Below are 19,663 nucleotides of genomic sequence, written 5' to 3'. Positions count from 1 at the left end.
GGACGAGGCGGCACCTCCACCCCGGGCCGGAGATCAGCGCAAGCCCCTACGACCGTGGTACCGGTTACGGGTCGGCAACGCGACTCTGATTTCGCCGTACGGGCCGCCCGGGCGCAGGATGGCGGCATGACTGATGTCGTCGTGGTGGGTGGGGGGATCATCGGGCTGACGGCTGCCGTCCGCCTGCTGGAGCGCGGTGCCGGGGTGACCGTGTGGTCCCCGGACGACCCCGCCGGCACGGTGTCGGAGGTCGCCGCCGCGGTCTGGTACCCGACCCGCACCACGTTCGACCCCCGCGTCCTGGACTGGGCCACCACGACGTACCGCGAGTTCCGCCGGCAGGCCCGCGAGGGGGTGCCCGGCGTGCTGGTCCGCGAGACCCGCAACCTCGAACGCGGCGGTGCGACCGGTCAGCCGTGGTGGGCGCCGGCCGTCGGCCGGGTCCGCTACCTCGATCCCGGCCCGCCGTGGACCCGTGAGGTGCGCTTCGACGCGCCGCTGGTCGAGATGGGCGTCTACCTGCCGTGGCTGCGCGAGCGGGTGCTGTCGCTCGGCGGCAAGGTGGTCCGCCGCCGGGTCGACCGGCTCGAGGAGGCCCTGCTGGAGGCCCCGGTGGTGGTCAACGCGACCGGTCTGGCGGCGGGTGCGCTGTGCGGCGACGCCGACGTGCATCCGGTACGCGGCCAGATCGTGCTCGTGGCCAATCCGGGTGTCTTCACGTCGGTCCGCGACGAGTCCAGCCCGTCCACCTACGTGCACCCCCGCACCCGCGACGTCGTGCTCGGCGGCACGTATGAGGAGAACGACTGGTCCCTGACGCCCGACCCGGCGATCCGTGACGCCATCCTGGAACGCTGCCTGGCCCTGGTGCCCGAACTGGCCGGCGCGCCGGTCCTGGGGGAGAAGGTCGGACTGCGCCCGGCCCGGCACGGCGGGCCCCGCGTCGAGGCGGAGAAATGGCCGGGCGGGACGGTCGTGCACGCGTACGGTCACGGCGGCGCCGGGATGACCCTGTCCTGGGGCTGCGCCGACGAGGTTGCCCTGCTGGCCACCTGACATATGTTCAGGCGCCGTTCACCTCGTGGCGGTGCCGGAGAACACCGTCGGCTCATAGCGTCGGCCGCAGTTCCCGCCCGGCCCCCGAGGAGAGCGTCCACGATGACCGAACGACCCCGCCTGCTTCCGCTGCTCGGCCACAGCTCGCGTGACGCGATGACCTGCCTGTACCGGTGCGGCAACGCCTGCGACCACCCGGTGCCGAACACCTCGGGCAACGACTACCTCGGCGACGTGGTCCGCTCCGGCGTCAGCCGCCGTGGCGTGATGGGCGCGACCGCGGGTGCGGCGGGTGCGCTGGTGCTCGGTTTCGGCTCGGCTGCGGCCGCCACTCCCGCCCCCGCCACTCCCGCCCCTGCTGCGGGTGGGCACCACGGTAAGGCGGGTGCGCTCACGTTCAAGCCGATCCCGCCGAACAAACTGGACACTCTGGTCGTACCCAACGGTTATGACTCCTCCGTCGTGCTGAGCTGGGGCGACCCGATCCTGCCCGGCGCGCCCGGCCTGGACGTCGCCAACCAGAGCGCGAAGCGGCAGTCGGCCCAGTTCGGCTACAACAACGACTTCGTCGGGGTGATCCCGCACGGCAACCGCGCGCTGCTGGTGGTCAACCACGAATACACCAACGAGGAACTGATGTTCCCCGGCTTCACCTCCCTCGAGGCCATGACCGTGGCGCAGATCGAGGTCGCGATGGCCGCCCACGGCCTGTCGGTGGTCGAGCTCGAACGCGTCGGCGGTACGGGCCGGTGGCGCCCGGTCACCGGCAAGCGCCTGCCCTACAACCGGCGCATCACCGCGCTGGCGACCCCGTTCGCGTTCACCGGTCCGGCCGCCGGATCGACCTGGCTGCGCACCGCCGCCGACCCCCGGGGCACCACCCCGATCGGCACGCTCAACAACTGCTCGGGCGGCGTCACGCCGTGGGGCACGGTGCTGTCCGGCGAGGAGAACTTCAACCAGTACTTCGTCGGCGGCGACCAGGCCCCCGAGGCCCTCAAGCCCCGGCTCGCCCGCTACGGCATCTCCACGACCGCCCGCGTCCCGAGCGGCTCGCGGCGCTGGGAACGCGCCCAGGAGCGCTTCGACCTGGCCAAGCACCCCAACGAGGCGCACCGCTTCGGCTGGGTGGTCGAGGTCGACCCCACCGACGCGACCTCGCGTCCCCGCAAGCACACCGCGCTCGGCCGCCTCAAGCACGAGGGCGCCAACGTCATCGTCAGCAAGAGCGGGCACGTCGTCGCGTACATGGGGGACGACGAACGCTTCGACTACCTGTACAAGTTCGTCTCGGACAAGCGCTACATCGCGGGCGACCGCCGGCACAACCTGACGCTGCTGGAGTCGGGCACGCTGTACGTCGCGAAGGTCACCGGCGACAGCCCGGCCGCGGAGATCGACGGCAGCGGCAAACTCCCGTCCGACGGCGCGTTCGACGGCACCGGCGTCTGGATCAAACTGGTGTCCGGGGACCGCTCGTTCGTGCCCGGCATGACCGCCGCCGAGGTTCTCACGTTCACCCGCCTCGCCGGCGACGCGGTCCTGGCCACCAAGATGGACCGCCCCGAGGACGTGCAGCCCAGCCCGGTCACCGGCAAGATCTACGCGGCCATGACCAACAACACCAACCGCGCGGTGGGCACCAACCCGGGCGTCGACGAGGCCAACCCGCGCCCGGCCAACAAGCACGGCCACATCTTCGAGCTGGTCGAGACGAAGAACGACCACACGGGTACCACGTTCACGTGGTCCCTGCCCATCGTCTGCGGCGACCCGGCCGACCCGTCGACGTACTTCGCCGGCTACGACAAGTCCCAGGTCTCGGCGATCTCCTGCCCGGACAACGTAGCGTTCGACAGCGCCGGCAACCTCTGGATCTCCACCGACGGCAACGCGCTGGGCAGCAATGACGGCCTGTTCGCGACGCCGATCGAGGGCCCGTCGCGCGGTCATCTCAAGCAGTTCCTGACGGTCCCGCTGGGTGCCGAGACGTGCGGCCCGTTCGTGACCACCGACGACCGCTCGGTCTTCACCGCGGTCCAGCACCCCGGCGAGATCACCGGAGCGACCATCGAGAACCCGGCCTCCACCTGGCCCGACGGCGACTTCGCCAAACCGTCCGTGGTCGTCACCTGGCGCCTCGACGGCCGCCCGATCGGAGCCTGACCCGAGCACCACCCGCGCATGGCACGCCGGTCCTCACCGGCGTGCCATGCCCGTTCTGCCGGGCGTGCCCCAACCTCGCCGGCCTCGCCCGCGAGAAAGAACGTTCGTTCTGCTGAGGGGGCCGTTACCGGGTGCTCACGGCGGGGTGGCGGCTCCGGGAGCCCAGGGCCACGACGGCGGCGCCGGCCAGCAGAACGGTTGCCGTCAGCAGGAGCGCGGTGCGGGTGCCGGAGGTCCCGGCCGTCGGGGCCCCGGCCGCTCCACCCGCACCGGCCACCGCGCCCAGGATCGCCACGCCGAGTGCCGCTCCGGTCTGGCGGGACGCGTTGAGGGCGCCCGCTCCGATTCCCGCCAGCGTGGGCGGGACCGTGCCGGCCACCCCGGCGACCAGGGCGGGCAGCGTCAGGGAGATGCCGCAGCCGAACACCAGGAGACCGGCCGTGGTCGTCGCGGCGGTCAGCGGTGTCAGCACCAGCGCGCCGGTGGCCATGAGGACGAACCCGGTCATCGCCGGTCGCCGGGGGCCGATCCGGGCGACCCAGCGGCCGGTGACGATCGGGTTCACCGCGGTGGGGACCGTCAGCGGGAGGAACGCGAGTCCCGCGGTCCAGGGGGAGTAGCCGCGGACGTCCTGAAAGTACAGTGCCAGCACGAACAGCAGCCCGGACAGCGCGAAATTGGCGAGCAGCCCGGCCACCAGCGCGGCCGGGACCCCGCGGTCGCGGAACAGGTCCGGTGGCAGCATCGCCCCGGCACCGGCCCGGCGCCCGGCCCGGACGAGGACGACCGCCGCGACGGCCGTGAGCAGGGCGGCGCCGAGTACCGCCGATGTCGTCCAGCCCCGGGCCGGTCCTTCGATCAGCGCGTACACCGGGGCGGCGACGACCACGACGGCGCTGACCTGGCCGACGAGGTCCGGCCGGCCCCGCCGGGTGCGGGCGGTCTCCGGTGCCAGCCGGAGCGTCACGACCAGGCCGGCCACCGCCAGCGGCACGTTGACCAGGAAGATCGCCCGCCAACCGGCCAGCTCGGTCAGCGCACCCCCGACCACCGGGCCGGCTGCCAGCGCCGCACCCGTGATCGCCGCCCACATGCCCACCGCCCGGGCCCGGGCCGCGGGTTCCCGGTGCACGTGGGTGATCACCGCGAGCGAGGACGGCAGCAGCATCGCCCCGGCGGCGCCGAGTGCCAACCGGAGCCCCACCAGCATCTCCACACCGGTGGCGACCGCGCAGAGGCCGGAGAGGATCCCGAACGCGGTCAGCCCGTACAGGAAGATCCGCCTGGCCCCGAACCGGTCCGCGAGCCAGCCGGCGGTGAGCAGCAGCGCCGCGAACGTCACGGTGTAGCCGTTGGTCACCCACTGCAGGCCGCTCAGCCCGGTGTGCAGACTCCCGGCGATCGAGGGCAGCGCGACGGAGACGATCGTCAGATCCAGCAGAACCATGAAATATCCGAGCGACAGCCCGGCGAGAAGTGTCACGTCCGATATTCAAGCCGGGCGGCGGGGCGGAACGGGGAATCGGAACCCCGGAGGAACCGCTGGCTATCATCGGCTCAGCCGATGGGGGAGTCCGCTGTGGAACTGCGCAATCTACGGACGTTCGAGACGGTCGCCCGTACGCTCAGCATCACCCGGGCGGCGAAAGAGTTGCACTATGCGCAGTCCAGCGTCAGCGACCAGATCCAGGCGCTGGAACGCGAGCTGGAGGTCGATCTGCTCGACCGGTCCCGGCGGGGACTGCGGCTGACCGCGCGGGGCGTGACGCTCGCCGGGTACGCGGAACGCATCCTCACGCTCGCCGAGGAGGCCCGGTGCGCGGTCGCCCGGCCCGACGCGGAGCTGGTGGTGGGGGCGCTGGAGACGGTCGGTGTGTGGTTGCTGCCGGCGGCGCTCGCCGACCACCGGGCCGCGTACCCGGGGGTCAGCGTCCGGTTGCGGCAGGACAACCGCGGGCGGCTCCAGCAGGCCGTACACCGGGGTGATCTGGATCTGTGCCTGACGTTCGGCGATCCGCCGGCCACCGCGGCCCTGCGCTCGGAGGTCCTGGCCACGCAGCCGCTGGTCGTGATCGTCCCGCCGGCGCACCGGCTGGCGACCCGGGGCCGGGCCCCGCTCGAGGATCTCGCCGGCGAGCAGTTCCTGGCCACGGAACGGGGCTGCGGTTTCCGGGAGATGCTCGACGGCACGTTCGGGGCGCCCGCACCGGTCGCGGAGGTGTCGAGCATCGCCGCTCTCGGGGCCTGCGTGGCCGCCGGCATGGGCTGCGCGCTGTTGCCGCTCGTCGCGGTCCACGCCCAGGCCGCCCGGGGCGAGGTCGCGGTCGTGACGTGCGAGGACACGGAGCTGAGCACGGCGCTGACGATGACCTGGCGGGTCCGTGACGCCACGAACCCGACGCTCACCGCGTTCCAGGACGTGCTGCGCGCGCGATTCGCCGCCTGATCAGACCGTGCGCAGGTCCAGGGTGTGCCAGCGCAGTGAATCCTGGTCGCCGGTCGCCCACCACAGCACCCCGTTGCGGCTGAACGCGCCCTCGGCCGCGGTGCTGATCCCGACGGTCCGGTCCGCGGCGAGGTCGTAGACCACCAGGCCCTCGGTGCCGGTCAGGTCGGAGTCCGGGCCGGGCTCCGACAGCACCTCGAAGCGGTCCAGCACCGCCACGTCGTAGATGCCGGCCCGCGCCCCGCTGCCCGCGATCCGCCGGCGGGCGGTGCCGTCGGGGTGCATGGCGTCGATCCGGGCCAGGCCGTCCGAGGTCAGCACCATCACCCGGCACCAGGCGGGACTGCAGCTGACGAGCTCGGTGCCGGTCGTCGGGACCCGCACCTCCCGGTTGGAGTCCAGCGCCCGCAGGACCCCGGTGCCGGTCCGGTCACCGGTGCCGTCGGTCAGCCACGGCCACGAGGTCAGGGCCCAGGCGCCGGGCTCATCGCGTACGGTCACCGGCCCGCCGCCCAGCGACACCGACCGCACCTGGGTGAGCTCGGAGGACTCGGCGGCCACCCACCACACCGTGCCGTCGGCGACCACGAGGTCCCACTGCGACCCGGCGAAGACCGCGCCGCCGGTGTCCGTGGTGAGCCGCCGTACCGATTCCCCGGCCGTCGTCGCGGCCCAGATCGACACCTTCTCGCCGTCCGCCGACTCGGTCCACACCATCTCGTCCCCGGCCACCGTGACGGCGCCGAACTCGGGATTCGTCGCCAGTGCCCGCCGCCGCACCTCCCGCGGAGCGGCGCTGTCACCGGCCTCGCGGATCAGCAGCCGCACCGCGGTCCCGTCCGGGCTGGGGGCGGTGCCGACCGCGGTCCGGGCGTCGAGGAACGTCTCCGGATGGAAGATCGGCCCGTCCGGCACGTTCCCGGACATCTCGGCCCGCTGCGCGCCGGGCCAGGCCGTCGCGAACTCCGCCCTCCCGGCGGGCGCGGTCGGCGCGTCCTGGCGGGGGTACGCGACGAGCAGGCCCCCGGCCACCAGGGCGACCACCAGCGCGACCACCCCACCGATCCGCCCCCGCGTCCGTGGCCCGCCGCGCGGGCCCGCGCCCGGGCTGTCGCTGTCGTCCGGGTCCCAGTCGCCGCCGGGTCCGCCCGGGGGCCGGGACCACCGGCTCGGGTTGCTCATTCGTACTGCTGCTTCGGTGCGGTGATCTCCTGCCAGCTCGTCACCATGAGGTAGGGCACGTCGGCGTCGTTGACCGGGTCCTTGCCGACCCGTTCGGAGTAGGTGCCGACGATCTGGACCCAGGTGTCGGCGGCGACCCCCGCGGGGCCGTCGCCCTCGAGGCCCACCTTGATCGGGCGCCCGTCGGCGGCGCAGCAGGACAGCACCATCCGGGCGAGCATCGGCTCACCGTCGGGGCCGGGCGTGACGAAGCCGGTGAGCCGCACGGTGCGCCCGGTGAGGCTGCGCCCCTCGTCGAAGACGGCCCGGGACGCGTAGTCGAGCAGGGCGACGTCGACCGGGTCCCCGGGCTCCAGCGCCGCGTAGTCGGAGTCGGAGCTCTGCGCGGTCAGCACGCTGCCGGCCTGCCCCGCCGCGAACGAGCCCAGCGCCGGCGGCGAGACCAGCAGCAGCCCGAGCACGGGCAGGATCAGCAGCCAGCCCACCCGGGGCTCGTGGTGGTGCTCGTGCCCGTGGCCGTCGCCGTGGTCGTCCGCGGCATCGGGCTGAACGGGGCTCCGCGTGACGCGGCGCGGGCGGAGTTCGTACCACAGGGTCATGACCGCGGCCGCGACCAGCAGCAGGCCGGCGCCGATGAGGAAGGGCCGCAGGCCTTCCTTGACGTAGCGCAGGTAGAGGTCGCTGATGCTCGCGCGCAGGATCGCGCCGCCGAACAGCAGCATGATCACCGCTTGGGCCTGGCGGTTCACAGCAGCACCACTCCCACGATCGTGCCGGTCAGGACCGCCGCGACGAACGTCGCCGGGGCGAAACGGGCCGCGAACCGGCGGCCGAACACGCCGGTCTGCATGCTGATCAGTTTGAGGTCGACCATCGGGCCGACGACCAGGAACACCAGGCGTGAGGTCAGCGAGAACTGGGACAGCGACGCCGCCACGAACGCGTCCGCCTCGCTGCAGATGGAGAGCAGCACGGCCAGGATCGCGAGGGCGATCACCGACAGGACGGGGTTGCTCGCCAGGCTGGTGAGCCAGCGTTCCGGGACGACGACGTTGATGGTCGCGGCGGCCGCGGCGCCGAGCACGAGGAATCCGCCGGCGTGCATGACGTCGTGCCGGGCGGCCGACCAGAACGCGTTACCGCGGCTCATGCCGTCGAGGTCGGGGCGGTGCGGGAGGCGGATCCACTCGGCCTTGCCCAGCCGCAGCCACAACCAGCCCATGGCGATCGCGACGATCAGGCTGGCGACCCCGCGGGCGACCACCATCTCGGGGTTGCCGGGGAACGCCACCGCGGTCGCGGTCAGCACGATCGGATTGATCGCCGGGGCGGCCAGCAGGAACGCCAGCGCGGCGGCCGGGGTGACACCACGCCGGATGAGGGAGCCGGCGATCGGCACGCTGCCGCACTCGCAGCCGGGCAGGATCACCCCGGCCAGGCTGGCGGCCGGCACGGCGAGGGCGGGGTGTCTCGGCAGCGCCCGGGCCCAGAAGGAGCGGGGCACGTACACCGCGATCACCGCGGACAGGATGACGCCGAAGACCAGGAACGGCACCGCCTGCACGAGCACGGACACGAAGACCGTGGTCCACGTCTGCAGGCGGGGGCTGGAGATCAGCGAGGCCAGCGGGTTGCGGAAGATGACGAGCAGCACCAGCAGGGCGGCCAGCACCTCCACGGAGCCGATCCGGCGCTGCGGGGCAGGGGGTGTCACCGCCCCGGCCGAGGGATCGGCGGGCGGCGCGACATCGATCTCGTCGGTTGCGCTCAACGAAGACTCCGGATCGCGGTGGGGGTTCGGCCGCGGCCCACCCTACCGGGTGTCGGGTCGGCCGCCGTCTCTCCACGGGGTGAATGTCATGCATGCTGAGCTGCGCATATGGACATCGGTGAGAGGGTTGTCCACAGGCCTGCGACGGCGTCGGCGGCAACCTTCTACGATCGGCCGGTGACCATCGACAGCCATGAAGCCGCCGTCGCCGCCGCCCACGAGGTCGCGGCCGCCCTGGCCCCCGGCGTCATCGAGCGCGACCGCGCCGGTGCCGCCACGGTGCCCTCCGACGCCCTTGCCACGCTGGACGCCTCCGGGCTGCTGGCCGTCACCGTTCCCCGGCAGGACGGCGGGCCCGGCCTCGGCCCGTCGACGCTGGCCGAGGTGATCCGCGTCATCGCCGCCACCGACCCGGCGGTCGCGCAGGTGCCGCAGGCGCACTATCTGCTGGTCGACGTCCTCGCCGTGCACGGCGACAAGGACACCCGCACCCGGCTCCTCGCCGAGGTGCTCGCCGGCCGGCGCATCGGCAACGCCCTCGCCGAGCGGGGCGGCAAGCACGCCCAGGACCTGCGCACCCGGCTCACCGGCGACCGGCTCACCGGCCGGAAGTACTACACCACCGGCGCGCTGACCTCGGCCTGGATCGCGGTGAGCGCCCTCGACGACGCCGGCCGGCTGGTGCTCGCGTTCGTGCCCCGCGACGCGGCGGGCGTCACCGTCGACACCGACTGGGACGTGATGGGCCAGCGGGCCACGATCAGCGGCACGGCCACGTTCGAGGACGTCCCGGCGCCGTACGTGATCGACTACGCGCACGCCTACGAGGTGCCCCAGCAGCTCGGCGCCCGGGCCCAGCTGGTGCACGCCGCGATCGAGGTGGGCATCGCCGGCGCGGCGCTGCGTGACGCCCGCGCCTACCTGCGGGACAAGGCCCGCCCGTCCACCGAGGCGGTCCGCGCGGGTGCGTCGGTGGCCGGTGACGACCCCCACGTGCGCCACCGCTACGGCCGCGTGGCGACCCGGGTCCGCGCGGCGGAGTCACTGCTCGCCGACGCGGCCCGCACCCTGGACGGCATCGGGCTGGTCCCCGCCTCGGCACAGGAGGCGGCCCGGGGTTCCCTGGCCGTGGCGGCGGCGAAGGCGTTCGGCAGCGAGGTGGCGGTCGACACGGCCTCGGAGCTGTTCCAGATGTGCGGCACCAGCGCCACCGCGAGCAAGTACGACCTCGACCGGCACTGGCGCAACGCCCGTACCCACAGCGTCCACGACCCGCTCGACTGGAAATACCACCACATCGCGGCGTACGAGCTGGGTGACGTCCTGCCCCCGAGCCACGGCCAGCTCTGAGCGCCGGCCGGCCTCAGAAGTCGCGTTCCGTGTCGAACCAGCGGGCCGCGGCGTCCCGCAGGTCGCCGAGCGGTGTCGAGGCCGTCAGCTGGGCGACGGCCTCGGCGGCGTCCTCGCGTTCGGTGGTCTCGATGCCGGGCAGCTTGTTGATCGCCGCGACGAACACCCGGACCGCCTGCTCGACGTCACCGGGGGCGGTGGCCGCGGTCACGGTGCCGGCCGCCGCCCGGTACGCCGTGGTCGCGGCCCGGGCGGTGCGCGCCGGCCAGGCCGAGAAGGGCAGGCCGTACCCGGTGCTGAACCAGGCGGGTTTGCGCAGCTGGGAGACCCGGGCGCGACCGGAGCGGCGCAGGCGCTTCCCGGTGGTCTCCTCCACATTGAACGCGATGACGTCGGTCAGGCCGGGCCAGGTGTCCAGTTCGGGGAGTTCCGTCAGATCGGGGCAGTAGCGCAGATGCAGGCTGGTCAGTTCCCGCAACCCCGCCAGGGCGGGCAGCCCGGTCAGGCTGCCGGCGAGGGCGAGGTGCCGCAGCCCGGGAAACTGCACCAGCGACGCGCAGTCGAACGGCTGGCGCAGCGGCCGCACCTTCACGTCGACCGACCGGGCGCCCGCGAACGCCGGCATCGGGGGCAGGCCCACCGGCCCGGCGTCGCGGGCGGCGGTGGTGGCGGGCAGGAAGCCCAGGGTGGGACAGCCGGCGCCGTCGGCGAGGTCGACGCTGAGCAGGCTGAGATCACCCGCGAACGCGAGGTGGCGCTGGTTCTCCGCGACCACGAGGTGTACGGGTGCCCGGTGCACCGTCACGGCGAGGTTGTCGATGCGGGCCGAGCTCACGTCGAGGTAATGGGCGGCGCGCGGCTGCCAGCTGAACGACTCGATGCGCCGCCGCCGCGACCACGCGAAGAATCCGGTGTCGTCCCCGTCGTAGCGGAACACGCGCGGCCAGGGGTAACCGGCGGGCACGGTGAACGGGTCGAAGACCGCCCAGTCGATCCGGTCCGCGGGACCGACCACGAGGTCCGGCCGGGGCACCGCATCCCCCGGGCCGATGGTCAGCCCGCCGGCCCCGGGTTCGCGGACGAGGCGGTGGCTGTCCGGCCCGGTCAGCGACAGCGGCTCGCCCCTCATCCGAGCACCGCGATCAGGTCCGCGGCGGGTGTGCTCGCGGGCCGGTCGCTGACCTGCCCGTCGCCGACCTCGACCACCCGCCACCGGCCGTCGCGGTGGCGCACCAGGTCCGCGGTCACGAACGGCAACCCGAGCCGGGGGATCAGCGCCGCGACGCCGGTCAGGTCCAGGTCCGGCGCGGGCGGCTCGCCCGGGGTGTCCGGGTGGGCGGTCACCAGCCGGCATTCACCCCCGACCCACCAGGTACGCGCCTCCGCGCCGGCGAAATCCTCGAAGCGCCGCAGCACGAACCCCCCGGCGAAGTCGTCGTCGCGCAGCTCCCGCATCCGGCTCGCGACCCGCCACGCGGCGTCCCGGTCCAGGATGTCCGGAATGTACGCGGCCTCGGCCCAATAGTGCTTCACCGACTTCGTGTAATCCCGCAGGACGGTGGCAGCGGGGCCGGAGGCTGAGGTGAAAGCGGCGGCGGCTCGGTCGAAGGCTGCACGGTCGTCGCCCTCGGCCCAGGCGGTGGCCGGGGTGACCGGGCTCATGACCGGATACCAGCCCGGGAGCTCGTGGGCGCGGCGGTATTCTTCCGCCCCGGTCCGCAAGGTCACGTCCCGGGCGGCCAGAGCGGTGGCCATCGCCGCGTACCGGGCACTACTGAGCATCCAGCCGCGGTAGACCGCGTCCGTGGCGGCCGGGACCCGGGCGACCGCGGCCGCAGGGTCGCGGTCCGTGGCCAGGGCGTCGTGATCGACGATCGCCACCTCGTGCCCGGCCTCACGGGCCGCGGCCGCCTCGGCGGCGAAGTGTTCATCGGGGCGGCGGGGGCGCAGGGCGTCACCCGGGACCAGCAGCAGCATCCCTCTATGATCACCTGCCTATGGGATTGTCGTTGCTCGGGCAGGCCGTCGCGATGTTCGTGGTGACGAACATCGACGATCTCCTGATCCTCGCGGTGTTCTTCGGCCGGGCTTGCGGAGAACCGGCCGCGGCGTGGCGGGTGGTCGCCGGGCAGTACCTGGGCCTCACCGCGATCCTGGCCGTCTCGGTGGCCGGTGCGCTCGGGGCCGGCCTGCTGCCCGGGTCCGTGATCCCGTTCCTGGGGCTGGTCCCGCTCGCCCTGGGACTGAAGGCCGGCTGGGATGCCTGGCGTGATCGTGGCGGGGACGACGAGGACGCGACCCCGGCGACGGCCGGTGTGCTGCGGGTCGCCGCGGTGACGTTCGCCAACGGCGGCGACAACATCGGTGTCTACGTCCCGGTGTTCGCGGTCGCGGGGCTCGGGGGCATGACCGTCTACTCGGCGGTCTTCCTCGCCGGGACCGCGGTGTGGTGCGCGGCCGGCTGGTTCCTGGCGACCCGGCCGGTGATCGCCCGGGCGCTGTCACGCTGGGGCCATATCGCGCTCCCGGTCGTCCTGATCGCCGTCGGCCTCCTCATCCTCGCCGAGGCCCTCTGAGCGGGGCAGGCTGAGCGCGGCAGGCTGGGCCGTCAGTGCGCTTCCGCCATGGCGGGTGAGTCCGTGTGCCGGGTCGCTCGGAGGTCGGCGACGGCTGCCACCAGGGCGGCCAGGACGAAGCCGATGGTGATGAGCAGGGCCGTGCGGAAGGCCAGTGACCAGCTGCCGCCGTTGACCGCGAGCCGGTTGAAGAACACCGCCCCGACGACCGCGATGCCCAGGGCCGTGCCGATGCGCTGGCCGGTCTGCAGGACCGCTCCCGCGCTGCCGGCCCGGCCGACCGGGACCTCGGCGAGGGTGAGGGTCTGGTTGGGGCTGATCACCAGGCCGCTGCCGATGCCCGCGACCAGCAGCGGGAGCGCCGCCGCCCAGCCCGCGCCCTGGCCGGGGACGAAGTGCAGGGCGACCAGGGTGGCGACCAGGCCGACGGTGACCAGGGTCAGGCCGGTGACGATGAGGGGCTGGCCGTAACGGTTGACGACCCGCCCGCCGAGCGCCGCGGCGGCCGCCGAGCCGATCGCGAACGGGGTCAGGGCCACGCCGGCGACCAGGGCGCTGTAGTGCAGGCCGCTCTGCAGGTACAGCGTGTAGATGAAGAAGATGGTGGTGAAGCCGGCGAAGTACAGCAGCCCGGTCAGCGCGCCCACGCCGTACGAGCGGAGTCCGAAGAGCCCGAGGTCGATCACCGGGGTGCCGCCGCGGCGGGCGAAACGGCGCTCCCAGGCCGCGAATCCGGCCAGGACCATGATCGCGGCGACGGTGAGCAACCATTTCGCCGGGCCCTGCCATTCGCGCTCCTGCACGAGGGGGAGCAGCAGCAGCAGGACACCGGTGCCGAGCAGTCCCACACCGACCGGGTCGAGGCTGTCGTGCGAGCGTTCGCCGGGGGCGCGGGTGGGGATCCAGCGGTGACCGAGGGCGATCGCGGCGAGGCCGATCGGGATGTTGATGAAGAAGATCCACCGCCAGCCCGCCGACGCGCCGAGGAGTTGGATGAGCAGGCCGCCGAGCAGCGGTCCGACCGCGGTGGAGATGCCGATGGTGGCGCCGAGCAGGCCGAACGGGCGGCCGCGTTCGCGGGGCTCGAACAGCTCCTGGACCAGACCGGAGACCTGAGGATTGACCACACCGGCGGCGGCGCCCTGCACGAGCCGGGCGACGATCAGCCACAGCGCGCTGGTGGCGAACCCGGCGGCGGCGCTGGCCAGGACGAAGACCGCAAGACCGGCCACGAACACGGTACGCCGCCCGCGCGCGTCCCCGAACCGGCCGGCGGGCACGAGCAGCAGCCCGAACGTGAGGGCGTACCCGGACAGCACCCACTGCAGGCCACCGGCGCTCAGGCCGAGGTCGTCGCGGATCGAGGGGAGGGCGACGTTGACGATGCTCACGTCGAGCAGCGTCATGAAGCCGGCTACCAGGGCGACGGTCATCGCCTTCCAACGGTTGGTCACCGGCCGGGGATGCCCCGCCCACCGCGCCGGAAACCGTGACCGTGGGCACCGGCGTAGGGTTCGGCGGTGACTTCGTTCGTGACGGTGGGCGCCGGGTGGCGCGCGGAGATGTTCTGGCGGATCGCTGAGGGCTTGGACGGGGTCGACTGTGTGGGGGCGGTCGTGCGCACGCCCCGGCGGCTGGCCGTGCCGGCGTTCGCGAGTCTGGCCGAGGTCGAGGCCGATTTTGTGGTCACCGCGGTGTCGTGGGAGGCCAATCCGGGGGTGATCACCGAGGCCGTGGAGCGGGGGCTGCCGGTGCTCGCCGAGACGCCGCCCGCGAAGGATGCCGCCGCGCTGCGGGAGCTGTGGGCCGCCGTCGGGGAGTCCGGGCTGGTGCAGGTCGCCGAGCAGTATCTGCTGATGCCGGCGCACGCCGCCCGGGCCGCGGCGGTGCGGCGGGGCCTGATCGGGGCGCCGTCGCAGGTCCAGGTCTCGTCGACGCACATGTACCACGCGGTCGCGATGATCCGGGGGCTGCTCGGGGCGGGCCGGGGGCCGGTCACGGTGCGTTCCACGCGGACCACCGCGCCGCTGGTGAACCCGTTGACCCGCGACGGCTGGACCGACGATGCCGAGCCGCACCCGGCGACCACCACGCTCGCCACCCTGGATTTCGGCGCCGGGTTGTCCGGGCTGTACGACTTCACCGACAACCAGTGGCACAACCAGCTGCGGTTCCGCCGGCTGCTGGTGCGGGGCAGCCATGGGGAGCTGCGCGACGACGAGGTGGTGCGGCTGACCGAGCCGCGTACGGTGGTGCGCTCGCCGCTGGTCCGCCGGCAGACCGGCTACGACCTGGATCTGGACGGTTTCGACACGGACACGATCACGCTCGGTGGTGACGTGCTGTACCGCAACCCGTATCCGGGCCGGCGCTGGAGCGACGAGGAGATCGCGATCGCGACGCTGCTCGACGCCACCGCCACCTGGGTGCGGGGGGAGGGACCGGCACCGTACCCGCTCGCGGACGGGGCGCAGGACCACCTGATCGCGCTGGCGATCGATGAATCCGCGGTCACGGACCGGTCGGTGACCACGGCGGTCGAAAACTGGGCATAACGCCTCACCGTCGTCGCAGTGTTGCCGATAGTATTTGCGTGATAACGGCGTGCTATCTTGCGGGGATGGCGGTTCTGACCGCCGTCTACTACGCGTGGCCGGGTTCCCACGTGTTCTCGTGGGGTGCGATCGGGCTGGGCGCCGCCGCGGCGATCGTGGTGGGCGTCCGCGTCCACCGGCCCGCCCGGCGGCTGCCGTGGTATCTCGTCTCGGCCTCGCTGGTCCTGTTCGTCGCCGGGGACACGGTGTATTACGTGAAGACCGCGGCCGGGCTGACCCCGCCGTTCCCGGACTGGTCGGACGTGCTGTACCTGCTGGTCTACCCGCTGCTGACCGGCGGGCTGGTGCTGTTCATCCGGTCCCGGTCCGGCGCGCGCAACCGGGCCGCGCTGCTCGACGCGCTGGTGCCCACGGTCAGCCTCGGCCTGCTCTCGTGGGTCTACCTGATCGCCCCGTACACCCGCGACGCCGATCTGACGCTGCTCGAGAAGCTCGTCTCCGTCGCGTACCCACTGGGTGATGTCCTGGCCCTGTCCTTCCTGCTGCGCCTGCTCGCGCTGCCCGGGCGCAAGCCGGGCGCGCTGCAACTGCTGGCGCTGAGCCTGCTCGGCCTGCTCGCCTCCGACGTCGTGTACGGCATGGCCCGGCTCGACAGCGACTGGGCCGTCGGCGGCCCGATCGACCTCGGCTGGATCGTGTTCTACGCCGGGGCCGGGCTCGCCGCGCTGCATCCCTCGATGACCGCGCTCACCGGGGACACCGTGCGGGAGACCGCCGCGGTGCCGGCCGGCGGGCGGCGGCTGGTGCTGCTGACCCTGGCCGCGCTGGTCGCCCCGGCGGTGCTGCTCGCCGAGCACCTGAACGGGGCGATCGTCGACGCGCCGGTGATCGCGGCCGGGTCGGCGGTGATGTTCATGCTGGTCATGGCCCGGGTCGGGGGTCTGCTCACGGACCGGATCACGCTCGCGTCGGAGATCAGCCGGCGCGACAGCGAGGCCTACTTCCGGACCCTGATCCTCAGCACGTCCGACGTGATCCTGATCGTGGACGACGACGACACCGTCCGGTACGCGAGCCCGTCGGCCACCACCGTGCTCGGGTATCCCGACCTGGCCGGGTCGCCGCTCAGCGGGATCATCGCCGACACCCACCACGACGCGCTGCGGGACGCGCTGGTGGTGGCCCGGGCCGGTCACGACGACACCGACGGGCTCGACCTCACCGCGGTCACCGCCGACCGCCGGCTGCTGCAGGTCGAGTGCGCCACCCGGGACCTGCGGGCCGATCCGACCGTACGCGGGCTGGTGCTGACCGTGCGGGACGTCACCGAACGCCGCCGCCTGGAGAACGACCTCGCCCACCAGGCGTTCCACGACCACCTGACCGGCCTGGCCAACCGGGTGCTGTTCCGCAACCGCCTCGACCACGCGTACGCGGTCGCCGCGCTGGCCGGGCACGAGCTCGGTGTGCTGTTCATCGACCTCGACGACTTCAAGGAGGTCAACGACACGCTCGGGCACGCGATCGGCGACCAGCTGCTGATCGCCGTGGGGCAGCGCATCACCCAGATCATCGGGGTGCGCAACACCGCGGCCCGGATGGGCGGCGACGAGTTCGCCATCCTGATCTCGGCCGCGGACCCCCAGGACGCCGACCCGGAGCAGGTCGCCGCGCGGATCGTCGAGGCGCTGGCGCTGCCGGTCGAGCTCAGCGACGGCTTCGGCGGCACCCATGTGGTCAGCGGCGCGGCCAGTGTCGGCGTCGCGACCAGCCAGGATGCCAAGAGCCCGACCGAGCTGCTGCGCCACGCCGACCTGGCGCTCTATCTCGCCAAGGGCGTCGGCAAGGGCACGTGGCAGCGGTACCGGGCCGACCTGCACGCGGCCATGGTGGAACGGCTGGCCCTGCGCACCGCGTTGCACGAGGCGGTCGACGCGGAGCAGTTCGTGCTGCAGTACCAGCCGATCGTGGACGTGCGCACGCAGATCGTGGTCGGCGTGGAGGCGCTCGTGCGGTGGCAGCATCCCGAGCGGGGGCTGCTCAGTCCGTACCATTTCATCGAGCTGGCCGAGGAGAACGGCGCGATCGCCGGCATCGGTGAGTGGGTGCTGCGGGAGTCGTTGCGCCAGTTCGCCCAATGGCATCACGAGGCGGAGCAGGCGCTGCCGTTGCGCTACGTGAGTGTGAACGTCTCGGCGCGGCAGTTCCGTCAGCCCGGCTTCGTCGACCGGGTCCGCGCGGCGCTGGCCGCGGCCGGCGCCCGCCCGGAATGGCTGCTGCTGGAGATCACCGAGAGCCTGGTCCTGCGCGACGCCGAACAGGTGTGGGCCGATCTGGAGGAGCTGCGCGCGCTCGGCGTGCGGATCGCGATCGACGATTTCGGTACGGGCTACTCGTCGCTGAGCTACCTGCGTCAGATGCCGGTGGACGTCCTCAAGATCGACAAGTCGTTCATCGACGACATCCTGGCCAGCAAGCAGCAGCGTGCCCTGGTCAACGCGATCGTCACGCTGGCCCGCAACCTCGACCTGACCGTGGTCGCCGAGGGCATCGAGGACGCCGGGCAGCGCTCCATGCTGGCCCGGATGGGCTGCCCGTACGGCCAGGGCTACCTGTTCTCGAGGCCGCTGTGGCCCGCGGACGTGCCGGCCATCACCGGGGTCATCATCGGGGTGCCGGCGTGAGCAGCGCCTTGCGGTAGACCGTCGAGCTGTGCCGCACGCTCATCCCCACCCGCTGGTACAGCGGAAGCGCGCCGGTGTCCGAGTGCGTCCACAGCGTGCACGAGCGCCGGCCGGCCCGGTGGAAGTCCCGGAACGCCCGGCGCAGCAACAGCCGGGCGATCCCCTGGTTGCGGTGGTCACGGTGCACGCCGACCCGCTCGATGTACCCGTCGGCGCGGGCCGGGTCGTCCAGCGACAGCACCGCGCCGACCATCCGGTCCCCGGCGAACGCGACCGGCGACAGCCCCGGGGCGAAACTCGCGCGGTCGACGGTCAGGGCGGCCCATTCCCCGTACGCGTGCCGGCGCGGTTGCCACTCGTCGAACGCGTCCTCGAGCATCCGGTGCGCGGCGTGCGCGTCCCCGGCCCGGAACGACCGCACGGTGATCCCGGTGGGCGGCGCGGGCGGCACCGGTTCGACCGGCATGGCGATCGCCAGCTCCCAGGACGTGACCAGCACGTCGTACCCCCGGGCCCGGAGCAGTCGTCCCGCCGCGACGTCCGCGTCCGGCACGGCCTGGACCACCTGCGGGGTGCCCGCCTCCCGGGCCCGCGTCTCGATCCATCGCAGGAGTTCCCCGCCCAGGCCCCGGCCCCGGTGCGCGGGGTGCACGGCCGCCTCGGAACGCCGGTCCACCCAGGCCCAGGCGGCCAGCTCGCCGGTGTCGTCGAACGCCAGCCGCGAATCGGTCGCCGGATCCATGCCGGGCCGCGCCAGGTCGGCGGCGATCCGGTCGGCGTCGGTGACCGCGGCGCCGGTCAGCTCCCGCTCGCACGCGCCCACCAGGGCCTGGATCGCGGGGATGTCGGCGACGGTCGCGGGACGGGTGCGGTAGGTCACCGCGCGACTCTACAGAGGACGATGTGACGTACGAGTCGCTTTATCCGGCCCGGGCACGCTTTATCCGGCGCGGGCGCGGGGCACACCGTGATCATGACGTGGGAACCCCGGCACGACGACCCGCTGTTGATCCTCGCGATGGATCACCGGGACTCGTTCGGCAAGAAGTTGTTCGCGGTCCAGGACGACGATCCGGACGCGGAGCGCAGGACGGCCATGCAGGCCGCCAAGAAGCTGATCTTCGACGGTCTGCGCGAGGCCGTGCCGCGGCTCAGCGCCGGGCGCGCCGGTGTGCTCGTCGACGAGGAGTACGGCCAGGCGGTCGTCGACGAGGTGCGGGCCGGCGCCGGCGGGATCATGCTCGCCGTGCCGTTGGAGGCCAGCGGGCAGGAGTGGTTCAGCCCGCTGCACGGGGTGCAGTGGCCGGAGCACGTCGAGGACCTGCGACCCGACTACGCGAAGATCCTCATCCGCGACAACCCGGGCCTGGAGCGCGGGCGCCGGGAACAGCAGTTCGACCTGCTCACCGACGTCAGCGACCGGTTGCGGGAGATGAAGATCCCCCTGCTGTACGAACTGCTCGTGCCCGCCGTCGGGGAGCAGGCGGCCCTGGACCCGGACACCTATGACCGTGATGTCCGTCCGGACCTCGTCACCCGGGTGATCGCCGACAACCAGGAGCACGGTGTCGCGCCGGCGCTGTGGAAGGTCGAGGGGCTCGAGACGGTGGACGCGGCCCGGCAGGTCGCCGCGCAGGCCGCCAAGGGTGACGCCGATCTGATCGTGCTGGGCCGCGACGCGCCGCGGGAGCGCCTGCACCACTGGCTGGAGGTGGCGAGCCAGGTCCCGGAGTTCGTCGGGTTCGCGATCGGCCGCAGCATCTGGCAGGACGTCGTGCGCGAGCACAACGAGCACCACGACGACGCGCGGGCCCGCACGGCGATCGCCGACCGCTATCTGGATTGCGTGGCCCACTGGAGGCCCTGAGAAGATCGAG

At 73.1% G+C, this 19,663-nt stretch carries 16 protein-coding genes; 8 read left to right on the top strand and 8 right to left on the bottom strand.

Annotated features, from left to right (window positions below; translation table 11 throughout):
• Positions 1-126: 126 nt before the first annotated feature.
• Together ACIA6A_RS40515 and ACIA6A_RS40510 are read left to right on the top strand one after the other, a co-directional pair.
• Positions 127-1,056 carry an FAD-dependent oxidoreductase gene (locus ACIA6A_RS40515; protein ID WP_396103469.1) on the top strand — a complete coding sequence of 310 codons (930 nt, stop codon included), beginning with the start codon at positions 127-129 and terminating at the stop codon, positions 1,054-1,056.
• Between the two features lie 102 nt (positions 1,057-1,158).
• Entirely contained in the window at positions 1,159-3,222 is a 2,064-nt protein-coding gene (locus ACIA6A_RS40510; protein WP_396103468.1) for a PhoX family protein, read from the top strand.
• A 124-nt stretch (positions 3,223-3,346) separates the two neighbouring features.
• Here the strand turns inward: ACIA6A_RS40510 and ACIA6A_RS40505 are convergent, their stop codons facing one another.
• Complete coding sequence (locus tag ACIA6A_RS40505; protein ID WP_396103467.1) at positions 3,347-4,705, bottom strand: MFS transporter; 1,359 nt, start codon at positions 4,703-4,705, stop codon at positions 3,347-3,349.
• Between the two features lie 96 nt (positions 4,706-4,801).
• On the opposite strand from ACIA6A_RS40505, the gene ACIA6A_RS40500 reads away from it, so the two are divergent.
• Positions 4,802-5,668: a LysR family transcriptional regulator gene (locus ACIA6A_RS40500; protein ID WP_396103466.1), complete on the top strand. Its 867-nt coding sequence runs from the start codon at positions 4,802-4,804 to the stop codon at positions 5,666-5,668.
• Here the strand turns inward: ACIA6A_RS40500 and ACIA6A_RS40495 are convergent, their stop codons facing one another.
• From ACIA6A_RS40495 to ACIA6A_RS40485, 3 genes are read right to left on the bottom strand one after another with little or no spacing between them, the layout of a single operon-like run.
• Positions 5,669-6,850, bottom strand: a complete 1,182-nt coding sequence (locus tag ACIA6A_RS40495) for a hypothetical protein (RefSeq protein ID WP_396103465.1) — start codon at positions 6,848-6,850, stop codon at positions 5,669-5,671. It lies immediately after the preceding gene.
• Positions 6,847-7,599 (bottom strand): TIGR03943 family putative permease subunit, encoded by a 753-nt coding sequence (locus tag ACIA6A_RS40490; protein WP_396103464.1) that lies wholly within the window; start codon positions 7,597-7,599, stop codon positions 6,847-6,849. The genes ACIA6A_RS40495 and ACIA6A_RS40490 overlap by 4 nt, the downstream gene beginning before the upstream one ends.
• A complete protein-coding gene (locus ACIA6A_RS40485; protein ID WP_396103463.1) occupies positions 7,596-8,621 on the bottom strand; it encodes a permease in 1,026 nt (341 codons plus the stop codon). Before ACIA6A_RS40485 ends, ACIA6A_RS40490 begins: the two co-directional genes overlap by 4 nt.
• Positions 8,622-8,798: 177 nt before the next feature.
• On the opposite strand from ACIA6A_RS40485, the gene ACIA6A_RS40480 reads away from it, so the two are divergent.
• Positions 8,799-9,971: an acyl-CoA dehydrogenase family protein gene (locus tag ACIA6A_RS40480; protein ID WP_396103462.1), complete on the top strand. Its 1,173-nt coding sequence runs from the start codon at positions 8,799-8,801 to the stop codon at positions 9,969-9,971.
• Positions 9,972-9,984: 13 nt separating this feature from the next.
• Here the strand turns inward: ACIA6A_RS40480 and ACIA6A_RS40475 are convergent, their stop codons facing one another.
• Both ACIA6A_RS40475 and ACIA6A_RS40470 read right to left on the bottom strand, forming a co-directional pair.
• Positions 9,985-11,100, bottom strand: coding sequence for a hypothetical protein (locus tag ACIA6A_RS40475; protein WP_396103461.1), 1,116 nt, complete (start codon positions 11,098-11,100; stop codon positions 9,985-9,987).
• Positions 11,097-11,948, bottom strand: coding sequence for an ATP-grasp domain-containing protein (locus ACIA6A_RS40470; RefSeq protein ID WP_396103460.1), 852 nt, complete (start codon positions 11,946-11,948; stop codon positions 11,097-11,099). The genes ACIA6A_RS40475 and ACIA6A_RS40470 overlap by 4 nt, the downstream gene beginning before the upstream one ends.
• 20 nt (positions 11,949-11,968) lie before the next feature.
• Between ACIA6A_RS40470 and ACIA6A_RS40465 the strand changes: the two genes are divergently transcribed.
• On the top strand, positions 11,969-12,547 hold the full coding sequence (locus tag ACIA6A_RS40465) for a cadmium resistance transporter (RefSeq protein WP_396103459.1): 579 nt from the start codon (positions 11,969-11,971) through the stop codon (positions 12,545-12,547).
• Positions 12,548-12,579: 32 nt separating this feature from the next.
• On the opposite strand, the gene ACIA6A_RS40460 is transcribed toward ACIA6A_RS40465, so the two are convergent.
• Complete coding sequence (locus ACIA6A_RS40460; RefSeq protein ID WP_396103480.1) at positions 12,580-13,980, bottom strand: MFS transporter; 1,401 nt, start codon at positions 13,978-13,980, stop codon at positions 12,580-12,582.
• An 87-nt stretch (positions 13,981-14,067) separates the two neighbouring features.
• Here ACIA6A_RS40460 and ACIA6A_RS40455 point away from each other — a divergent pair, with 87 nt between their 5' ends.
• Together ACIA6A_RS40455 and ACIA6A_RS40450 are read left to right on the top strand one after the other, a co-directional pair.
• Positions 14,068-15,102 carry a gfo/Idh/MocA family oxidoreductase gene (locus ACIA6A_RS40455; protein WP_396103458.1) on the top strand — a complete coding sequence of 345 codons (1,035 nt, stop codon included), beginning with the start codon at positions 14,068-14,070 and terminating at the stop codon, positions 15,100-15,102.
• Between the two features lie 65 nt (positions 15,103-15,167).
• On the top strand, positions 15,168-17,786 hold the full coding sequence (locus ACIA6A_RS40450; RefSeq protein WP_396103457.1) for a putative bifunctional diguanylate cyclase/phosphodiesterase: 2,619 nt from the start codon (positions 15,168-15,170) through the stop codon (positions 17,784-17,786).
• Here ACIA6A_RS40450 and ACIA6A_RS40445 read toward each other — a convergent pair.
• On the bottom strand, positions 17,767-18,666 hold the full coding sequence (locus ACIA6A_RS40445; RefSeq protein ID WP_396103456.1) for a GNAT family N-acetyltransferase: 900 nt from the start codon (positions 18,664-18,666) through the stop codon (positions 17,767-17,769). The genes ACIA6A_RS40450 and ACIA6A_RS40445 overlap by 20 nt on opposite strands.
• A 93-nt stretch (positions 18,667-18,759) precedes the next feature.
• On the opposite strand from ACIA6A_RS40445, the gene ACIA6A_RS40440 reads away from it, so the two are divergent.
• Positions 18,760-19,653 carry a 2-deoxy-5-keto-D-gluconate 6-phosphate aldolase domain-containing protein gene (locus ACIA6A_RS40440; protein WP_396103455.1) on the top strand — a complete coding sequence of 298 codons (894 nt, stop codon included), beginning with the start codon at positions 18,760-18,762 and terminating at the stop codon, positions 19,651-19,653.
• Positions 19,654-19,663: the final 10 nt, after the last annotated feature.

Origin of the sequence: Actinoplanes sp. NPDC051494, assembly GCF_044454705.1 — a bacterium.
GTDB lineage: Bacteria > Actinomycetota > Actinomycetes > Mycobacteriales > Micromonosporaceae > Actinoplanes.
Note: the sequence above shows the minus strand (reverse complement) of the source record. Positions and strands in the feature narration are given on the sequence as shown.

Coding starts and splice junctions, on each gene's coding strand:
- ACIA6A_RS40475 (WP_396103461.1), bottom strand. CDS start 11,100: ATGAGGGGCGAGCCGCTGTCGCTGACCGGGCCGGACAGCCACCGCCTC.
- ACIA6A_RS40495 (WP_396103465.1), bottom strand. CDS start 6,850: ATGAGCAACCCGAGCCGGTGGTCCCGGCCCCCGGGCGGACCCGGCGGC.
- ACIA6A_RS40465 (WP_396103459.1), top strand. CDS start 11,969: ATGGGATTGTCGTTGCTCGGGCAGGCCGTCGCGATGTTCGTGGTGACG.
- ACIA6A_RS40440 (WP_396103455.1), top strand. CDS start 18,760: ATGACGTGGGAACCCCGGCACGACGACCCGCTGTTGATCCTCGCGATG.
- ACIA6A_RS40515 (WP_396103469.1), top strand. CDS start 127: ATGACTGATGTCGTCGTGGTGGGTGGGGGGATCATCGGGCTGACGGCT.
- ACIA6A_RS40510 (WP_396103468.1), top strand. CDS start 1,159: ATGACCGAACGACCCCGCCTGCTTCCGCTGCTCGGCCACAGCTCGCGT.
- ACIA6A_RS40450 (WP_396103457.1), top strand. CDS start 15,168: ATGGCGGTTCTGACCGCCGTCTACTACGCGTGGCCGGGTTCCCACGTG.
- ACIA6A_RS40460 (WP_396103480.1), bottom strand. CDS start 13,980: ATGACCGTCGCCCTGGTAGCCGGCTTCATGACGCTGCTCGACGTGAGC.
- ACIA6A_RS40470 (WP_396103460.1), bottom strand. CDS start 11,948: ATGCTGCTGCTGGTCCCGGGTGACGCCCTGCGCCCCCGCCGCCCCGAT.